This is a genomic window from Micromonospora sp. CNZ299, from assembly GCF_002754415.1.
Genome location: NZ_PEFG01000001.1, coordinates 942,107 through 957,415, shown reverse-complemented (window position 1 = coordinate 957,415; position 15,309 = coordinate 942,107). Strand labels below are relative to the sequence as shown.

Sequence of the window (15,309 nt, the reverse complement as noted above, 5' to 3'; positions counted from 1 at the left end):
GATGGCCCCGTCGTCCGACCCCGCGTCCGGTTCGACCGCGCCGGCCCGGGTCGACAGACCCGGACCGGCGAGGCAGAACAGAGCGAGCGCGACCGCGATGGTCGACCGCCCCCGGGGGCTACGCCACCGAATGCGTCACCGTGCCGGTGTAGACGCCCGCGATGCTGTCCAGCGGGACGTTGACCACCAGGGTGGGGTTCCAGCTGGCGGTGTTGCCGCCGGTGCCGCCGGAGTGGGTGAACGCGGTTAGCGGGGTGACGCTGGACAGCGGATCGGCGTCGCCGGCGGTCGTCTGTCCCGGCGTGAAGGTGCCATCGCCGGTGGACGCCGTCAACGGGCCGGACCAGTAGTTGATCTCTTCCGGAAGGATCGTCTCGGGCGGTGAGGCGCCGCCGGTCTGGAAGACCGTCGCCGTCACCGAGGCCACCCAGGACGCGTTGGTGGCACCCCGGGAGTCGGTGACGGTCACCGTGCCGAGCTGGCCGGTGATGGTGCCGCCGGGGGCGCCATCACCGAGGTCGGCGGCGGCGGGCGCGTCGATGTCGAGGGTGCCGGCGAGCACCTCGAAGGTGGTGGTCGTGGTGTCGGTCGGCGCGGCAGCGGCCGGTGCGGCGAGGACTCCCACCATCGCGGCGGCGGCCGCCCCGGCGAGACAGATCTTGGCAGTACGCACTGTTCGTTACCCCGTTTTCTCGAAGTGAGCCGGTGTGCGTCCTCGCACAACCGGCTACTTCGAAAGATAGGGGTAAAAGCACCATAAACAGGACAAACGCCGCTTATGTCACTGGTTGGTCACACCAGGTCGACGCTCAGGTCAGCGCCGCCTCGGCGGCGGCCAGGAACGCGTCGTTCTCGGCCGGGGTGCCGATGGTGACCCGGACGCCGTCCCCGGCGAACGGCCGGACGATCACGCCACGCGCCTCGCACGCCTTGCCGAACGCCACCGCGCGGTCGGCCAGCGGGAGCCAGACGAAGTTGGCCTGACTCGTCGGCAGGTCCGGCACGAACTTGCGGACAGCCTCGGTGACCCGGTCCCGCTCGGCGACAACCAGGGCGCAGCGGCGCTCCATCTCGGCCGCCTGGGTCAGCGCCGCGAGCGCACCGGCCTGGGCCGCCGTGCTGCTGGAGAACGGCGTCGCCACCTTGCGGATCGCGGCGGCCACCACCGGCTGGGCGACCAACCAGCCCATTCGCAGCCCGGCGAGCCCCCATGCCTTCGACAGCGTTCGCAGCACCGCCACGTTGGGCCGGTCCAGGTAGTCGAGCCCGTCCGGCACCTCCGGGTCGGTGACGAACTCCCGGTACGCCTCGTCGATCACCACCAGCACGTCGTCCGGCACCGCGTCGAGGAACCGGTCCAACTCGGCCCGGCGCAACGCCGTACCGGTGGGGTTGTTCGGGTTGCAGACGAAAATCACCCGGGTCCGGTCGGTCACCGCCGCGGCCATCGCCGCCAGGTCGTGCCCGTGCCCGGCGTCGTTGGGCACCCGCACGCTGGTCGCGCCGCTGGTCGCCACGATGATCGGGTACGCCTCGAACGACCGCCACGAGTAGAGCACCTCGTCGCCGGGCAGGCAGGTGGCCCGGACCAGGTGCTCGGCCAGCGCCACCGAACCGCAGCCGGTGGCGATCCGGTCGGCGTCCACGCCGTACCGCTGGGCCAGCGCGTCACGCAGCGCGACCACGCCCATGTCCGGGTAGCGGTGCGAGGTGGTGATCGCCTCGGTGACCGCCTCCACCACGCCGGGCAGCGGTCCGTAGGGAACCTCGTTGCTGGCCAGCTTGATGGCCTCCGGCAGGCCCAACTCCCGAGCCAGGTCGGCAGGGCTGCGCCCCGGCACGTAGTTGGGCAACGCGTCCAGGTCGGCGCGGGTCAGCCGCAGCGCCGGCTGGTGACGTCCGGAGTCGGTCATGGGGTGTCTCCCGGGGGCTGGTCGCGGTCGTTCGAGGGGGCGGAAGCGGGGCGGTAGGGGACTTCGACGACCACCGTCTGCGCGCGCTTGTCGTGCAGCGCCTGGCGCAGGGGGTGGTCCCAGAGGGGGGACAGGGAATCGACGAATTGCAGCACCAGGCCGATCCCGGCGCAGTACCAGAGCAGCGTCGGCAGGCCCAGCGTGCTCCACCGGCTCAGCGCCCGGCCGAAGCCCAACGGCTGGTCAGCGGCCATCGGCACCGCCCGGATCCGCATCACCCGCTTGCCGACGGTCTGCCCACCGGCGGCCATGGCGGGCACCTCGAACGCCAGCCACAGCGCGGTGGCGATCAGCAGGATCACCACGAGGAGCGATCCTGCCTGCTCGCCAGGAACGGGCAGGCCCTCGGCGGAGGTGTCGCCCCGCGCGGCGCGCCGGAACAACTCCTGCCAGTACGGTGCCCACTCCTGTGCCCAGCGCCAGACGAACCAGCCGTTGACCACCACGTTCAGTGCGAGGAGAAGCGCGAGGTCGATCAGCCGCGCGGTGAGCCGGCGGCCGTAACCGGCCAGCCTGAGGCCGTGCGGCCGAGGCTCGGGCGGTCGTATCACCCAGCCGGGGTGACCAGCCGGAGGCGCCCAGCCGGGGTGACCGGCCGGGGGCGTCCCGGCGGACTGGTCACCCGGAGGGGCCCAGCCGGGAGGACCGCCCTGCGGACCCCAACCGGGCGGGCCGGCCTGCGGTCCCCAGCCCGGGCCGTGACCCGGCGGCGGGCCGTACCCCGGTTGTGGTCCGGGTTGTGGGCCCTGGTGTGGCGGCCAGCCGGGTGCGACGGGTCCCGGGGAGGTCGGACCGGAGGTTGGGGGCGTGGGCGGCTCGGGCGGCGTGACCGGCTCGGGCGGCGGTGGGCCGTCCGGCGGGGTGGCGTCGACGGGGATGGGCGCGCCGAGCCAACCCTCGCCGTCCCAGTAGCGCCGGGTCTCGGTGTCGGCGGGGTCGACGTACCAGCCGGGTTGCACACTCACGCCGTCGCTCCGCTTCGCTGCGCGACGGCGCGAGGCGCCACGCTACTGAGCCTGCTGGTTCGCTCGCTCCGCTCACTCACGAGGACACCCTAACGACGACCGTTTCGGCGAACTTGTCGTGGAGGCACTGCTGCCACGGCTTGTCCCAAAGCTGCCAGAGCCCATCAAGGTAGCTGCTCCCGGGGACCAGCGAGCCCGCCAGGTGCTGCACCACCCACCGTCGCCCGGCCATTCCCCGGTTGAGCGTGCGGGTCGGGTCGAGCGGCACGACCCGCAGTTTCATGACCTTCTTGCCGAGGGTCTGACCGCGGCGCTTGAGGTATTCCACGTGGTAGAGCCAGTAGAGCCCGAGCATCACCACGATGAGCCCGAACTGGAGCAGGATCATCGGCAGGAAGAAGTCCACGAGGAAGACGGCCGGGTCGGGTTCCACGAAGGTCCCGTCCGGGTTGGTCCGGGTCATCTCGCTGAACATGCGCAGCCACAGGATGACGAAGAACGGGCTGAACAACGCCAGCGACACGGCGGTCGCCAGCGCCGTGTCGATCAGCCAGGCCAGCAGCCGGTCGGCGAAGCTGGCCAGCGGCTGACCGCCCGGGCTCAGCGGCGGGGGCAGCGAGCCGGGCGGTCCGGCGTGCCACTGCGGCGGGGCGTACCCGGGTGGGGCGTACTGCGGCGGCGGCGCGGCGTACCCCTGCGGGTGTGGTCCGGGCGGCGGCGCGACGGCGCCGGCGGCGGGCTGAGGCCCACCGACCGGCGGCGTCGGGTACGACGGAGGCTGCGTCACGCTCGCAAGTGTTACAGGTTGCCGCGGGCTTCCTGCTCCCGCTCGATCGCCTGGAAGAGCGCCTTGAAGTTGCCCTTGCCGAAGCCCAGCGAGCCGTGCCGCTCGATCAGCTCGAAGAAGACCGTCGGGCGGTCCTGCACCGGCTTGGTGAAGATCTGGAGCAGGTAGCCGTCCTCGTCCCGGTCGACCAGGATCTTGCGAGCCTTCAGCTCCTCGATCGGCACCCGCACGTTGCCGATGCGGGCGCGCAGCTCCGGGTCCTCGTAGTACGAGTCCGGGGTGTCCAGGAACTCCACACCGGCGGCCCGCATCGCGTCGACGCTGGCCAGGATGTCGTTGGTGGCGACGGCGATGTGCTGCGCGCCGGGCCCCTGGTAGAACTCCAGGTACTCGTCGATCTGCGACTTCTTGCGGGCGATCGCCGGCTCGTTGAGCGGGAACTTCACCTTGCGGGTGCCGTTCGCCACGACCTTGCTCATCAGCGCCGAGTAGTCGGTGGCGATGTCGTCGCCGATGAACTCCGCCATGTTGGAAAAGCCCATCACCCGCTTGTAGAACTCGACCCACTCGTCCATCCGGCCCAGCTCCACGTTGCCGACCACGTGGTCGACGGCCTGGAAGAAGCGCTTCGGCTGGATGCCGGCGTCGATCATCGGCTGCCGGTCCACGATCGGGCCACGGGCCACGAAGCCGGGCAGGAACGGGCCGGTGTAGCGGGACCGGTCGACCAGCGTGTGCCGGGTGTCGCCGTACGCGGCGATGGCGGCCATCCGGACCGTGCCGTGCTCGTCGGTCACCTCGTGCGGCTCCACGACGCTGGTGGCGCCCTGGGCGATGGCGTGCGCGTACGCGGTGTCCACGTCCGGCACCTCCAGCGCGATGTCGCTCACCCCGTCGCTGTGCCGGGCCACGTGCTCGGAGCCGTCGGCGTCCGGGCGCACCGCGCCGGTCAGCACGAAACGGGCCGAGCCGCTGGTCAGCACGTACTGGGCGTGGTCCCGGTAGCCCTGCTCGGGGCCTCGGTACGCCACGCAGGTCATGCCGAACGCGGTGGAGTAGTAGTGGGCGGCCTGCTTGGCGTTGCCGACCAGGAAGTGCACGTGGTCGAGGCCCCGGACCGGGAACGGGTCGTGGCTGATGTCGTGGTCGACTGCGCCGACGAGCCGGTCGACGTCGACGTCCTCGGTCGACTGGGGTCGGTCGATCGCCTGGGTCATGGTGGGCTCCCTCGCGTACCGGCCGGCCTTGTGGGCCGCCGTGGTCGGTTCTTGTGGCGAGGATCGCTGGCCCGGCACCGGGTGGGCAACTGTTGACGGAAATGCTGGTCAGGTTGCGCATTCGGTATGGTTGACACCCATGAATGGTGAGCAGAATGTACAGCTCGACGGGCTCGATGTGCGCTTGATCGAACTGCTCGCCGAGGAACCGCGGATCGGGGTCCTGGAGTGCTCCCGTCGCCTCGGCGTGGCCCGGGGCACCGTGCAGGCCCGGCTGGACAAGCTGGTCGAGCGGCGGGTCATCCAGGGTTTCGGCCCGGAGATCTCACCGGCCGCGATCGGGTTCGGCGTGACCAGCTTCGTCACCCTGGAGATCAGCCAGCGGCATGGCCACGACCCGGTCACCGCCCACCTCGCCGCCATCCCCGAGGTGCTGGAGGCGCACACCATCACCGGCTCCAGCGACCTGCTCTGCCGGATCGTGGCCCGATCCAACACCGACCTGCAACGGGTCATCGACCAGATCGTCTCGTCCGCCGGCATCACCCGGGCGTCCACGATCATCGCGTTGGCCGAGCAGATCCCCTACCGCACGCTTCCGCTGGTGCGGAGCGCCGTTCGGGCCGAAGGAAGGGCGCTCTAACACCTCCGAGCCCAGAAAGCGTGGCGACACGGCGGCGCGGGCGTACGGAAGATCCGTGATCGTGGCTACGGTGTGCGGTGTGGCGAAGGGGAGCGTGCGCGGTGGGCTGCTGCTCGGCCTTGCCGTGGTCGTCGCCCTCGCCGCGACCGGCGTGTGGAACCCCTTCCCCGGCCTGTGGGACTGGGTGGACCGCAGCGAACCCATCTCCGAGCCCGACGTGGTCTGGCAGCAACGGGTCGGCGGCACTCCGCGCAGCGTGACCATCGCCGGCGACTCCGTCGTGGTCGAGCAGCGCACCCGGGTCGAGGCCCGCAGCCTGGCCACCGGCACCCAGCTGTGGGAGCGCAAGGCGGACTGGTCGGCGGTCGCCGGCGGCGACCGTGACCCGGTCGTCGCCGTGGGCAAGCTCCTGGTCAAGGGGTACGAGCTGCTCGACCCGGCCACCGGGGTGACCCGGCGACGCGACGACGACGCGGTGGCCGTGTGGACGTACCGCAACCTGCTCCTCGACGCCCGCTGCACGGACGCCACCGACTGCACCCTGAGCGCCTGGGACCCGCGCGGCACCACGCCACTCTGGACGGCGTTCCTGCCCGGTGTGCACAGCGGCCTGCTCGCGGACAACCCTGGCCTGCGCGGCACCCGCCGGCTCACCCACACCCGGATCGACGACGGGGTGGCCGGGGCGGAACCCGCGCCACCGCTGCTCGGGTTCCCGGTGGACGGCCGGGTGCACGTGGTCGACACCGCCACCGGTCGCGTGTTGCAGAACGTCGAACCGGGCCGGGACGAGCGGCTGTCCGTGGTGGGGGGCCGGATGCTGCGGATCGCCGCCCGCTCCCAGGACGGCACCTGCTACTTCGCCATCTCCGCGCGGGACCCGGCGACCGGGCAGGAGGCCTGGCAGCGGGCCGGGGTCAACCTGCGCACCGCCGACTCCGCCGGCTGCGTGCAGCGCGAAGACCCGCAGGGCGCGCGGAACGTGCTGATCGGCGTCGGCCCGGACGGTCGCGAGGCGGTCATCGACGGGTACGACGGGCGACTGCTCTGGGTCGGCGGCTCGGGCACCAAGTTGATCGCGGTCGACGACCGCCTGGCGGTGTTCCGGGCGGCCGACAAGCGGTCGGTGGCCGCCCACGAGCTGGGCACCGAGAAGGTGCTGTGGACCCGACCCGCCAGCGGCAAGGCCGGTGCGGCGCTCACCCCGTACGCGGCGGTGGTCGCCGACGAGAAGCCGTCCCGGTTGGCCGCGCTGGACCCGCGCACCGGCCGGGAACTGGCCGTCCTGCGCACCTCGGCGAACGCCCTCGCGGTCGGGTCGCAGGGCATGATCGTCGGCGAGGGGCGGGAGATCGGGTACGTCCGCTTCGGTGCGGACGGGGGCTCGCCCGCCCGACCGCCCGGCGACGGCGGTAATCCCGCGCCGGGCGGCACCGGGCCGGGCGGGTCGAACAACGGCGACTGCGGGCCGAAGGGCGAACTCTGCCCCGAGCCGGACGGCGGCAAGGACGGCTGAGCGGGCGAGTCACCAGCGGATCCGGACGGCGGGGAGGCGTGGCGGGCCCGAGGCGATGAGAGCGGCGTCCCAGGACCCGCCCGGCGGGTGGGAGTGATCGACCGGTCTGCCCTAGGCTTGCCGCTCATGAGCAGTGCCGCCGCATTCTCGTACGCCCCTCTGCTGCCGACCGGCCCCGACCAGACGGACTATCGCCTGGTCACCGACGAGGGCGTGGACGTCGTACACGGCCCGGGAGGCCGCCGGTTCCTCACTGTGGAGCCGGCCGCGCTCACCGCGCTGACCGCCGAGGCGATGCACGACATCGCGCACTTCCTGCGCCCCGCGCACCTGGCCCAGCTCCGGGCGATCATCGACGACCCGGCGGCCTCGCCGAACGACCGGTTCGTCGCACTGGACCTGCTGCGCAACGCCAACATCGCCGCCGGTGGGGTGTTGCCGATGTGCCAGGACACCGGCACCGCGATCGTCATGGGCAAGCGCGGCCGGCACGTGCTGACCGACGGTGGCGACGCCGAGGCCATCTCCCGGGGCGTCTACCAGGCCTACACCAAGCTCAACCTGCGCTACTCCCAGCTCGCCCCCCTGACCATGTGGGACGAGCGGAACACCGGCAGCAACCTGCCGGCCCAGGTGGAGCTGTACGCCGAGGACCCGGACGGGCACCCCGACGCGTACAAGTTCCTGTTCATGGCCAAGGGTGGCGGCTCGGCCAACAAGTCGTACCTCTACCAGGAGACCAAGGCGCTGCTCAACCCGACGCGGATGATGCAGTTCCTGGAGGAGAAGCTGCGGCTGATCGGCACCGCCGCCTGCCCGCCGTACCACCTGGCCATCGTCATCGGCGGCACCTCCGCCGAGTACGCCCTGAAGACCGCGAAATACGCCAGCGCCAAGTACCTCGACGCGCTGCCCACCTCCGGTTCGATGAGCGCGCACGGATTCCGTGACCTGGAGCTGGAGGCGGAGGTGCTGGAGCTGACCCGCAACTTCGGCATCGGCGCCCAGTTCGGCGGCCGGTACTTCTGCCACGACGTGCGGGTGGTCCGGTTGCCCCGGCACGGTGCGTCCTGCCCGGTGGCGATCGCCGTCTCGTGTTCGGCGGACCGGCAGGCGGTCGCCAAGATCACCCCGTCGGGTGTGTGGCTGGAGCGGCTCGAGACCGACCCCGCCCGGTTCCTGCCCGACGTCACCGACGACTCGCTCGACGCCGAACTGGTCGTGCGGGTCGATTTGAACCGGCCGATGGACGAGATCCGCGCCGAGCTGTCCAAGTACCCGGTGAAGACCCGGCTGTCGCTGTCCGGCCCGCTCGTGGTGGCCCGGGACATCGCGCACGCCAAGATCGCTGAGCGGTTGGACGCCGGCGAGCCGATGCCGCAGTACCTGCGCGACCACGCGGTCTACTACGCCGGCCCGGCGAAGACCCCCGAGGGCTACGCCTCCGGCTCCTTCGGCCCGACCACCGCCGGCCGGATGGACGCGTACGTGGAGAAGTTCCAGGCCGCGGGCGGCTCACAGGTGATGCTGGCCAAGGGCAACAGGTCGGGTCAGGTGACCCGCTCCTGCCAGCAGCACGGCGGCTTCTACCTCGGCTCGATCGGTGGCCCCGCGGCCCGCCTCGCCCAGGACTGCATCAAGCACGTCGAGGTCCTCGAATACGCGGAGCTGGGCATGGAGGCGGTCTGGAAGATCGAGGTGGAGGATTTCCCGGCCTTCATCGTGGTCGACGACAAGGGCAACGACTTCTTCGCCGAGGTCACCAAACCGGTGCTCACCGTCGGCCGCCGCTGACCGACACGTACGCGAGGGGGTGCCGGGCGAACTCGCCCGGCACCCCCTCTGTCGTCCGTGCTCTGCCGACATCGGTGCGCCCGCCCCGCTTGGGTGGGGCGGGCGCACCGCCCCCGTCGGATGCCGTCACCGACAACCCGGTGCGAGTCTGAGGCGCAGCCCTGTCGATCCGCTCTCACATCACTATCACCGGCATGCCTCAATGTGTGACCACCGGGTTACGCTGCTGCAAGTTGCAGATCACGGCGGGGGAGCAGATGCGGTTCGGGATCCTGGGGCCTCTGCGCGTCGGCGGTGGCGAGTCCACCGTCACCGCCGGCCGGGACCGGATCGTGCTCGCCATGCTGCTGCTGCGCTCCGGCCGGCTGGTGCCCGTCGAGGATCTGGTGGACGCGGTCTGGGAGGAGCGTCCGCCCGCAACCGCCCGGGCCCAACTGCAGACCTGTGTGTCGCGGTTGCGGCGACGGTTCGCCGAGCTGGGGCTGGCACCGGAGATCATCGTCACCGACCCGGCGGGGTACGGCGTCCGTATCGCCCCGAGCGACCTGGACGCCGACACCTTCGCCCGTGGCGTCGATGAGGCCCGAGCCGCCGTCGCGGCCGGCCGGTTCGCCGAGGCGGCTGAGCGGTTCCACGCGGCCTTGGCGCTCTGGCGCGGGCCGGCGCTCAGCGGCATTCCCAGCCGCAGCGTCCGCCGTCGCGCACAGACCCTCGACGAACAGCGCCTCACCGCGCTGGAGGAGCGCGTCGACGTCGAGCTGCGCCTCGGGCGGGCCGCCGAGCTGATCGAGGAGATCGCCGAAAGCGTCGACCAGCATCCGCTGCGGGAACGGCTGCGTGGCCAGCTGATGCTCGCCCTGTCCTCGGTCGGTCGGCAGGCCGACGCGCTCGCGGTCTATCGCGAGGGCCGGCGGTTCTACGCCGATGAGCTGGGCATCGAGCCGGGCGCCGAGTTGCAAGAGCTGCACCAGCGGGTGCTCGCCGGTGACCTGGCGCTGGTCGGTCGGGATGCCCGACCGATCGCCCCGGTCCGCTCGCTGCCCCGGGCGATCGGCGACTTCACCGGCCGGCAGCAGACACTGGCCCGCCTGGTCAAGGAGGTGGAGGCCGGCGCACGGATCCAGCTCATCGACGGCATGGCCGGCAGCGGCAAGACCACCGTCGCGGTGCACGTCGCCACCGTTCTCGCGGACGACTACCCGGACGCCCAGCTCTACATCGACCTGCACGGGCACAGTGAGCGCACCCCGTTGACGCCGGCCGCAGCGGTGGCCACGCTGCTGCGGCAGCTCGGTGTGCCCGACGAGCGGGTGCCGGCCAACCAGGACGACCGGTTGGCGCTCTGGCGCAGCGAGCTGGCCGGCCGGCGGGCGCTGCTGGTGCTGGACAACGCAGCCAGCGCTGACCAGGTGACACCGCTTCTGCCCAACGGCTCGCACTGTCTGGTCCTGATCACCAGCCGTCGCCGGCTGGTCGGGGTGGACGAGGGACGGCCGTCATCGCTTCCCGTCCTCGACACCGACGAGGGGGTCGAGCTGCTGGGACGGGTCGTCGGCGCGGAGCGGGTGGCGGCGGAGCCGGAGGCCGCCACCGAGGTGGTTCGACGCTGTGGCCACCTGCCTCTCGCCATCCGGCTGGCCGGTGCCCGACTGGCGCACCGACCCCGTTGGCGCATCGCCGACCTGGCCGAGCGGCTGAGCACCCGACCGGATCCGTTGGCCGAGTTCGAAGCCGGCGAACGGTCTGTCGGTCGCGCCTTCGCCCTGTCGTACGCCCAGGTGTCGCTGGTGGCGCAGCGGGCGTTCCGGCTGTTGGGTCTGCACCCGGGAGTACGGTTCGACAACTCGGTCGCCGCCGTCCTCGCCGAACTGTCCCTACCCGATACGCAGGACCTGCTGGACGAGTTGGTCGACGCGCACCTGGTGGAGGAGGCGGAGCCCGGCCGGTACCGGTTGCACGACCTGGTCCGGGAGTACGCGCGGACGCTGGTGGCCGAGCCGGGGCGGGCGGTCGAGCGGCGGGGCGGCATCGAGCGTCTGCTCGATCACCACCTGCACGTCGCCACGGCGATCGCCCGCGAGAGGGAACTCTCCGCGCTTCGCTCGCTGATCGTGGTGGGGGAGCCGCTCCGTCCTGAACTGGCCATGCTCGTCGCCGAGCAGGGTCGCGCCTGGCTCGACGAGAACCTGGCCGCGTGGACCGCCCTGGTCCGGTTGGCGGAGACCGAGGGGTTCCTCCGCTACTGCTGGCAGTTGGCGAGAGCCTGCTGGTACGCCCAGTTCGAGGGCGGTCGCCTGGATGAACTGATCGAGACGCACACCATCGGCCTGCGCGCCGCCGAGGTATTGGGTGACGACAGGGCGGTGGGGATGATGCTCAACTATCTCGCCTCGGCCCACTACCGGCTGGGTGATTTCCCCACCTCGATCCGGGTGATGGAGAGGTCACTCGACATCTTCCGCCAACTGGGTCTGCAGTACGAATACCGCAACACCCTGGGCAACCTGGGCACCGCGTACGCCGCCAACTTCCAGTTCCGCCGGGCTCGCGAGTCCTACAACGCCGCTCGGGCGCTGGCGACGCGGATGCGCGATACGACGGCGCTGGCGAACGAACTCAACAATCTGACGATGACCCTGCTGCTCTGGGGACGGTACGACGAGGCGCTGCGCACCGCTCGGCGGCACCTGGGGATCGCTCGCGAGGTCGGCGACACGCGGCGGATCGGCAACGCCCTCGGGCACCTCGGGATGGTCCGACATCGGATGGGCGACGTGGCGCCGGCCGCACGGTTGTTGCGGGTGGCGCTGCGCTTCAAGCGCCAGAGGGGTGCCCGGTTCGGGGAGGGTGAGGTGCTCAACGAGATCGGGATGATGGAACGGGAGGCCGGCCGTCCGGAACGGGCCGCCGACCTGCACCGTGCGGCACTGGTCGCGATGACCGAGGCGGGGGATCGCATCGGCCAGTGCGGCTCGCGCAACCTGCTGGCCCGAGCCATCCTGGATCAGGGGGACGTGACCAGTGCCCTCGACCTGCATCGGCGAGTGCTCGTCGACGCCACCAGGCTGGGTTCCCGGCACGAGCAGGGCCGGGCGCTGGAGGGCATCGCCCGCTGCCTGCTGGCGACCGACCCGGCGACGGCGCGCGTGCACCTGATCCGGGCCCTGTCCCTGTTCCGCGAGATCGAGTCACCGGAGCAGCACGAGGTGGAACGGCTGCTGGCCGAGTTGGGCTGACGGATCATCTGCGAGTCGGCCACCGGCGCGGCAGGATGGTACGCGTGACGACTCCAGAGGCGACCGGTTACCGGATCGAACGCGACTCGATGGGCGAGGTGGAGGTGCCCGCCGAGGCGCTGTGGCGGGCACAGACCCAACGCGCGGTGCAGAATTTCCCGATCTCCGGCCGGGGCATCGAACCGGCCCAGATCAAGGCGCTCGCGCAGATCAAGGGCGCGGCGGCCCAGGTCAACGGCGAGTTGGGCGTGATCGACGCCAACGTGGCCGCTGCGATCGCCGCCGCCGCCGCGCACGTGGCCGACGGCGGCTACGACGACCAGTTCCCGGTGGACGTGTTCCAGACCGGCTCCGGCACGTCGTCGAACATGAACACCAACGAGGTGATCGCCACCCTGGCCAGCCGGGAGCTGGGGTCGCCCGTGCACCCGAACGACCACGTCAACGCCTCCCAGTCGAGCAACGACGTCTTCCCGTCCTCGATCCACCTCGCTGCCACCCAGTTCATCGTCGAGGATCTGCTGCCGTCGCTGGCCCACCTGGCGTCGGCGTTGGAGGCCAAGGCCGCCGAGTTCGAGACGGTGGTCAAGGCCGGGCGTACGCACCTGATGGACGCCACCCCGGTCACGCTCGGCCAGGAGTTCGGCGGGTACGCCGCGCAGGTTCGCTACGGCATCGAGCGGTTGGAGGGCTCGTTGCCCCGACTGGCCGAGCTGCCCCTGGGTGGCACCGCCGTCGGCACCGGGATCAACACCCCGCTCGGCTTCGCCGCCGCCGTGATCGACAAGCTGCGCGAGTCGACCGGGTTGCCGTTGTCCGAGGCGCGCAACCACTTCGAGGCGCAGGGCGCCCGGGACGCGCTGGTGGAGACCTCGGGGCAGCTGCGTACCGTGGCGATCGGCCTCTACAAGATCGCCAATGACATCCGCTGGATGGGTTCCGGTCCCCGTGCCGGCCTCCGTGAGCTGCGCATCCCCGACCTCCAGCCCGGCTCGTCGATCATGCCGGGCAAGGTCAACCCGGTGGTGGCCGAGGCGATGCGGCAGGTCTGCGCACAGGTGATCGGCAACGACGCGACAGTCGGCTTCGCCGGCTCGCAGGGCGACTTCGAGCTGAACGTGATGCTCCCCGTGATGGGCCGCAACCTGCTGGAGTCGATCCGGCTGCTCTCCGCGGTGAGCCGGCTGTTCGCCGACCGGCTGGTGGTCGGCCTGGTCGCGGACGCCGAGGTCTGCCTGGCGTACGCCGAGGGGTCGCCGTCGATCGTCACCCCGCTCAACCGCTACCTCGGGTACGACGAGGCCGCGTCGATCGCCAAGGAGGCGTTGGCCAAGCAGACCTCCATCCGCGAGGTGGTGATCTCCCGGGGGCACGTCGACTCCGGCAAGCTCACCGAGACCCAGCTCGACGAGACGCTGGACCTGCTGCGGATGACCCACCCCTGACAACCGGCCTGCCCGGCTCAGCGGGTGTCGCGTGGTCTGGCCCAGCCGAGGAAGCGGGTGAAGAGCGCCGCGGGCTCCGGGCCGTCGTGCGGGTTGAGCCGGTACAGGTCGGCGGCCGCCTCGTGCAGGACCGCGCACAGGTAGACGCTCAACCCCACCCGGTCGTCGGCGTACTCCTGGCGGAGGGTGAGCCGCGCGACCGGGCAGGGCCAGGGTGCGGCGCAGACCCGGCACAGCCAGAGCGGGCGCAACGGCAGGTGTGGCCGACAGGGGGTCGTGGCGCGGTTGTCCGGGGCGGTCCGGGACATGCTGCTGCCTTCCTTTGGAGCTGAATCGTTTGTGGCATCGGCCCCGTTCGCCCCTCGCTCATCCCTTTTCCACCGGAGGTGGGACCGCCCGGCCGGGGGAGCGGGCGGTCCCGTGCGGCGCCGACAGACCCGGGGGACGGGGAGCCGCGCCGCACTTCACAGTCTGGTGATCAGGCGACTACGGTCGGAAGGGTTTGGCCGCGTCGTCACAGTCGCCCTGTTTCGGGTGGCGCCGCCGCTGGCGGCCGACTGGAGTTGATCGTCAGCGGGGTGGAGGGGCGGCACGGCATGGCCGATGGACAGATGACGGCGGCGGCGTTCCTGGTCGCGGAGCTGCGCCGGGCCCGGGCTCGGCGGGGCTGGAGTCAGGACGAGCTGGCCAAGGCGGTCAACTATTCGGCGTCGATGGTCAGCGCCGTCGAGCTGGGCCAGCAACCGCCCACCGCCAAATACCTGGAACTCGTCGACCGCGCCCTGGACACCGGCGGCCTGTTCGGCCGCATGTCCACCGAACTGGTCAGCCTGGACAAGGCTCAGGTGTGGCTGCGTGGCTGGCGTGCGATCCTCGCGGAGGCGCGCGCGCTGCGCTGGTTTGACCCGCTGCACGTCCCAGGACTGCTGCAAACCGAAGGCTATGCCCGTGCCGTTTTCGAATCGGACCGGCTGCTCGACGCCGACGAGGTTGAGCGTCGGCTGACGGACCGGCTGGACAGCCAGCGGGTCCTCTACGAGGATCGGCCGCCGCATGTGGTCGCCGTGCTGGATGAGTCGGTGCTCAGGCGGCGCGTTGGCGGTCGGAAGGTGATGTTGGAGCAGGCGGTGCACCTGGCGCGCTTGGCGACCGAGCATCCACGAGTTCAGCTGCACGTGGTGCCTCGCTCAGCTGAGGAGTATCCCGGCCTGAACGGGCCGTTCATCCTCGCCACGGTGGCGGATCAGAGTGACCTTGCCTACCTTGGTGGCCAGATCGGCGGCCAGGAACTTGATCGGCCCGCAGACCTGTTGCGTCTACAGTGGACCTGGGAAGCGACCCTCGGGCAGGCGTTGCCACCGCAGGAGTCGATCGAGTTGCTGAGGGAAGTGGCGGAGTCGTGGAATTGACCCGAGCTTCGTGGCGGAAGAGCAGCCGGAGTGGCTCCAATGACCAGTGCGTCGAGGTGGCGACCAATCTCGGGGACGTGGTCGGGGTGCGAGACAGCAAGGACTCGGACGGGCCCGTGCTGGTTGTCGACGCGTACTCCTGGCGGCTCTTCGTGGTCGCGCCCCCGCGCTGACGCGACCGCCTCGCCCGCGACGGTGGTCGCGGGGTTGGTTGCCAGCAACTTCACGGACGTTGCTGCCTCGTCACGGCCTGACGCAGCAACTTCCCCGATGTTGCGCGGATCTTGCCTGCGGGCGGGCGCGGGTAAAACGGCTCGACGGTGG

13 protein-coding genes are annotated in these 15,309 nt (G+C 71.3%); 7 read left to right on the top strand and 6 right to left on the bottom strand.

Annotated elements, in window-relative coordinates; translation table 11 throughout:
• Positions 1-118: 118 nt before the first annotated feature.
• From CLT68_RS04575 to hppD, 5 genes are all read right to left on the bottom strand, one after another.
• Positions 119-673 (bottom strand): hypothetical protein, encoded by a 555-nt coding sequence (locus CLT68_RS04575; RefSeq protein ID WP_486482073.1) that lies wholly within the window; start codon positions 671-673, stop codon positions 119-121.
• A 136-nt stretch (positions 674-809) separates the two neighbouring features.
• Positions 810-1,913: a histidinol-phosphate transaminase gene (gene hisC, locus CLT68_RS04570; protein WP_099849068.1), complete on the bottom strand. Its 1,104-nt coding sequence runs from the start codon at positions 1,911-1,913 to the stop codon at positions 810-812.
• Positions 1,910-2,938, bottom strand: coding sequence for an RDD family protein (locus CLT68_RS04565; RefSeq protein WP_099849066.1), 1,029 nt, complete (start codon positions 2,936-2,938; stop codon positions 1,910-1,912). Before CLT68_RS04565 ends, hisC begins: the two co-directional genes overlap by 4 nt.
• A 76-nt stretch (positions 2,939-3,014) precedes the next feature.
• The gene (locus tag CLT68_RS04560) at positions 3,015-3,725 is read right to left on the bottom strand and encodes an RDD family protein (RefSeq protein ID WP_099849064.1); all 711 of its coding nucleotides are present in this window, start codon (positions 3,723-3,725) and stop codon (positions 3,015-3,017) included.
• A gap of 11 nt (positions 3,726-3,736) precedes the next feature.
• Entirely contained in the window at positions 3,737-4,942 is a 1,206-nt protein-coding gene (gene hppD / locus CLT68_RS04555; RefSeq protein ID WP_099849062.1) for a 4-hydroxyphenylpyruvate dioxygenase, read from the bottom strand.
• Between the two features lie 139 nt (positions 4,943-5,081).
• Here hppD and CLT68_RS04550 point away from each other — a divergent pair, with 139 nt between their 5' ends.
• From CLT68_RS04550 to CLT68_RS04530, 5 genes are all read left to right on the top strand, one after another.
• Complete coding sequence (locus tag CLT68_RS04550; RefSeq protein ID WP_099849060.1) at positions 5,082-5,585, top strand: Lrp/AsnC family transcriptional regulator; 504 nt, start codon at positions 5,082-5,084, stop codon at positions 5,583-5,585.
• A gap of 70 nt (positions 5,586-5,655) precedes the next feature.
• Positions 5,656-7,101, top strand: coding sequence for an outer membrane protein assembly factor BamB family protein (locus CLT68_RS04545; RefSeq protein ID WP_486482412.1), 1,446 nt, complete (start codon positions 5,656-5,658; stop codon positions 7,099-7,101).
• Between the two features lie 126 nt (positions 7,102-7,227).
• Complete coding sequence (locus CLT68_RS04540) at positions 7,228-8,895, top strand: fumarate hydratase (RefSeq protein WP_099849058.1); 1,668 nt, start codon at positions 7,228-7,230, stop codon at positions 8,893-8,895.
• A gap of 257 nt (positions 8,896-9,152) precedes the next feature.
• On the top strand, positions 9,153-12,131 hold the full coding sequence (locus CLT68_RS04535) for a BTAD domain-containing putative transcriptional regulator (protein WP_099856784.1): 2,979 nt from the start codon (positions 9,153-9,155) through the stop codon (positions 12,129-12,131).
• A 35-nt stretch (positions 12,132-12,166) separates the two neighbouring features.
• Positions 12,167-13,576: a class II fumarate hydratase gene (locus CLT68_RS04530; RefSeq protein ID WP_199176986.1), complete on the top strand. Its 1,410-nt coding sequence runs from the start codon at positions 12,167-12,169 to the stop codon at positions 13,574-13,576.
• A gap of 17 nt (positions 13,577-13,593) precedes the next feature.
• Here the strand turns inward: CLT68_RS04530 and CLT68_RS04525 are convergent, their stop codons facing one another.
• Positions 13,594-13,884 carry a hypothetical protein gene (locus CLT68_RS04525; protein ID WP_088950483.1) on the bottom strand — a complete coding sequence of 97 codons (291 nt, stop codon included), beginning with the start codon at positions 13,882-13,884 and terminating at the stop codon, positions 13,594-13,596.
• Between the two features lie 288 nt (positions 13,885-14,172).
• Here CLT68_RS04525 and CLT68_RS04520 point away from each other — a divergent pair, with 288 nt between their 5' ends.
• Positions 14,173-14,985, top strand: coding sequence for a helix-turn-helix domain-containing protein (locus CLT68_RS04520; RefSeq protein WP_099849056.1), 813 nt, complete (start codon positions 14,173-14,175; stop codon positions 14,983-14,985).
• Positions 14,976-15,158, top strand: a complete 183-nt coding sequence (locus CLT68_RS04515; RefSeq protein ID WP_099849054.1) for a DUF397 domain-containing protein — start codon at positions 14,976-14,978, stop codon at positions 15,156-15,158. Before CLT68_RS04520 ends, CLT68_RS04515 begins: the two co-directional genes overlap by 10 nt.
• Positions 15,159-15,309 lie beyond the last annotated feature (151 nt).